Origin of the sequence: Lactobacillus nasalidis, assembly GCF_016587775.1 — a bacterium.
In the GTDB taxonomy this organism is placed as follows: Bacteria; Bacillota; Bacilli; order Lactobacillales; family Lactobacillaceae; genus Lactobacillus; species Lactobacillus nasalidis.
This window is the reverse complement of the sequence record NZ_BOCG01000463.1, coordinates 1-3,811: the sequence shown is the minus strand read 5'-3', so window position 1 is coordinate 3,811 and position 3,811 is coordinate 1. Positions and strand designations below refer to the sequence as shown.

The following is a 3,811-nucleotide window of genomic DNA, read 5'->3' as shown; positions in this document are numbered from 1 at the left end:
GGGGTCCAGTCGGGTTCGGCCATGTCGACTTACGGGACCAGCAATACTTTTGAAAGCATGCCGGCGATTTTGAACCAAAAGGCCGGCTACACCACCGCCGTCATGCACGGGGGCACCGGCTCTTTTTGGAACCGCAACAATGCCTACAAGTCTTTCGGCTACCAGTACTTCATGTCCTTGAACTACTACAAGTACCAAAACAGCTGGTATCTGGGCTACGGGCTCAAAGACAAGATCTTCTTCCAGCAGTCGGCCAAGTACATTGCCCAGCTGCCGCAGCCTTTTTATCTGAAGATGATCACGGTCACCAACCACTACCCGTACACTTTGGACAAGCAGAACCAGACGATCAAAAAGACGACGACCGGCGACAACACGGTTGACGGCTACGTGCAGACGGCCCACTATTTGGACCAGGCGATCGGCGAGTTCATGACCTGGCTGAAAAAGACCGGCCTGTCCAAAAACACCCTGCTGGTCTTTTACGGGGACCACTACGGCATCTCCAACAACCACAACGAGGCCATGGCCCAGCTGACCGGCAAGTCCGGCTACGGGGAATTTGACGACCAGCAGCAGCAAAGAGTGCCGCTGATGTTCTATTCCAGCGACTTAAAGGGCGGCATCAACCACACCTATGGCGGTGAAATCGACGTGATGCCGACGCTTTTGAACCTGCTGGGCATCAAGAGCAAGGACCTGCTTTTGTTCGGGCATGACCTTTTAAGCAAGCAGAACTCACAGATCGTGGCGCAAAGAAACGGGAACTTCATCACCCCGACTTACACCAAGGTCGGCAGCAGCTACTACTTCACCAAGACCGGCAAAAAGGTGACCTCAGCCAAGCAGAAGCAGGCCTGCCGCCTGATCGCCAACAAGGTCATGACCCAGCTGAGCCTGTCTGACCGGGTGATCACGGGGAACCTGCTGCGCTTTTACCATCCGAGCTGGTTCACCCCGGTCAACACGAAGAACTACGACTACAACGTGACCGACTCGCTGGCCAAGCTGGCCAAGGCTGCCAAGAGCTCGACCAGCCTGAAGAGCAAGCTGGGCAAGAAGGACGCAAGCAAGCTTTACAAAACTGATGCGCCGGAACTGAAAAAAACTAAGACAAAATAAACCCATCTATGATAGAATAGTAAAGTAATTGTAGAATAAATTGGAGGCAGTGCATTGTACAACTTTATTATGACGCTGTTGATCATTGTTTCAGTGCTAATCATCTTTGCAACAATGATGCAACCACAGAAGCAGCAAGATGCCTTAAACGCTTTGTCAGGCGGCGCCGTCTTTAGCGGCCAGACCAAGAAGCGGGGCTTTGAAGCCTTTATGGAAAAAGTAACGTCAGTTTTACTGGTATTGTTCTTTGCTTTTTCGATTATTTTGGCAATCCTGTCTTCTAAATAATCCCGAACCTCCCGATCGTTTGATGGGAGGTTTTTTTTAACGAAAATAACAGATGGAGAAATTTAATGACGCAAAATGAAACTGTATTGGCGGGAGTTCTTGAGATCTTCCGGCACAATCCGCAAAAACAATTCCGCGTTGAGCAGATCGAGCGGCAGGCTCGCCGGGACCGTCTGGGCAGCTTCACCGACCTGGTGAAGGCTCTGGCCTACTTGGAGCAGGAAAAGAAGATCATCACCGACGGCAACGGCCGCTACCAATTGGCCCAGGAAAACACCGAAGTCGAAGGCGTCTTCCGGGCCAATGACAAGGGCTTCGGCTTCGTGCGCTTAGACGACGAGGAAGCCGACGACGTGTTCATCAATTCCGATTCCACCAAGCTGGCCTTGGACGGCGACCGGGTCAAAGTCAAGATCACGGCCGGCGGCAACCCTTGGAACGGCAAGGGACCTGAAGGGGAAGTCGAAGAGATCCTGGAAAGAGGAGCCAGCAGCATCGTTGGCGAATACACTCCTTTGGAGGACCTGCAGGTCAAGATCAGCCACTTTGCCGGCTACGTGATTTCGACCAACAAGAAGTTCAAGAAGTACCGGGTCTATGTGTCTGACCAGGGCTTGATCCCGCAGATGGGGGACATGGTCAAGGTCTCGATCAAGACCTACCCGACCGAAGACCTGCCAGACCAGATGACCGGGGCAGTTGTCGAAATCATCGGCAACAAGAACGACCCAGGCGTGGACATCATGTCCATCGTGGCTGAACACGACATCCGGACTGAATGGCCAGAAGATGCTTTGGAGCAGGCCAACGCGATCCCGGACCACGTGACTGAAGAAGAAAAAAAGGAACCAGGCCGGCGGGACATCACCGACCAGCCAGCCGTCACGATCGACGGGGACGACTCCAAGGACTTTGACGACGCGGTCGTTTTGTGGAAGCTGGACAACGGCAACTACCACCTGGGCGTCCACATCGCTGACGTGGCCCACTATGTCAAAGAAGGGACGCCGCTTGACCGGGAAGCTTTTGCCCGGGGCAACAGTACCTACCTGGTCGACCGGGTCATTCCGATGCTGCCGTTCAGACTCTCAAACGGGATCTGTTCCTTGAACGAAGGCGTTGACCGTCTGGTCTTGTCCTGCGACATGGAAATCACCCCAGAAGGCGAGCGGGTAGCTTACGACATCTACCCGGCCTTGATGCGGTCCCACGGCCGCTTGACCTACAACAAGGTCAACCAGGCCCTGCGCGGCGACGTGCCAGACAGCGACTTGGAAGACAAGTACGTCAAGGTGCGGCCGATGCTCAAGGACATGGCGGCCTTGCATGAAGCCCTCTATAACCAGCGCCACGCCCGGGGAGCCATCGACTTTGAAGAACCAGAAGCCAAGATCATCGTCGACGAAAAGGGCAAGCCGGTAGACATCGTCTTGCACAGCCGGGGGACGGCCGAAAAGATGATCGAATCCTTCATGCTTTTGGCCAACGAAACGGTAGCTGAAGCCTACTACAGAAAAAAGGTGCCATTCCTTTACCGGGTGCACGAAACGCCGGAAGCTGACCGGATCACCAGATTTTTTGAATTCTGCAGCGCCTTTGGCTTGAACGTCAAGGCAGATCCAAACGACATCAAGCCGCTGGACTTGCAGAAGGTGGTTACCAAGACCTTGGGGACGCCAGAAGAAGCAGTTGTGCAGATGATGATGCTCCGGAGCTTAAAGCAGGCCCACTACTCAGAAGACCCGCTGGGCCACTTCGGGATTGCGGCCAAGTACTACACCCACTTCACTTCCCCGATCCGCCGGTATTCAGACACCATGGTTCACCGGATGATCCACGCCTACCTGGAAGAAGGGACGGGCGAGGAAGTCAAGGAGCACTTCAAGGAAGAACTGCCGGAAGTGGCTGACCAGACTTCAACCCAAGAGCGGCGGTCAATCGATACTGAACGGGCAACCAACGACCTGAAGATGACCGAATACATGGCTGACCAGGTTGGCAACAAGTTTGACGCGGTCGTTTCATCAGTCACCAGCTTTGGGATGTTCGTCCAATTGGAGAACACGGTAGAAGGCTTGATCCACATCTCCAACTTGAAGGACGACTACTACTCATACGATGAAAAGACGATGACTTTGACCGGCCGGGCAACCCACAAGAAGTACAAGGTAGGGATGCCGATCAAGGTTGTTTTGACCAATGCCAATGTTGAGCAGCACCAGCTGGACTTTGAAGTTTACGACCCTGAGGCCAAGAAGCGGGCGCATAACGACCGAGGCCAAGGCAGAAGAAACGGGGACCGGAACTTCAAGGGCCGGCGCAATTACGGCGGCCGCGACAAGAGCGGCGACCGGCGGCACAAGCCAAGCCGCAACAACCGCGGCCAGCGGCTGGGGCAAAG

3 protein-coding genes are annotated in these 3,811 nt (G+C 54.4%); all 3 read left to right on the top strand.

Annotation, left to right across the window (positions count from 1 at the left end):
- On the top strand, positions 1-1,122 hold a 1,122-nt coding region (locus lacNas_RS08825), incomplete at its 5' end, for an LTA synthase family protein (RefSeq protein ID WP_201346786.1).
- 54 nt (positions 1,123-1,176) lie between these two features.
- A complete protein-coding gene (secG, locus tag lacNas_RS08820) occupies positions 1,177-1,410 on the top strand; it encodes a preprotein translocase subunit SecG (RefSeq protein ID WP_154549247.1) in 234 nt (77 codons plus the stop codon).
- A 65-nt stretch (positions 1,411-1,475) separates the two neighbouring features.
- A partial coding sequence (rnr, locus tag lacNas_RS08815) for a ribonuclease R (RefSeq protein ID WP_201346785.1) occupies positions 1,476-3,811 on the top strand: 2,336 nt, incomplete at its 3' end.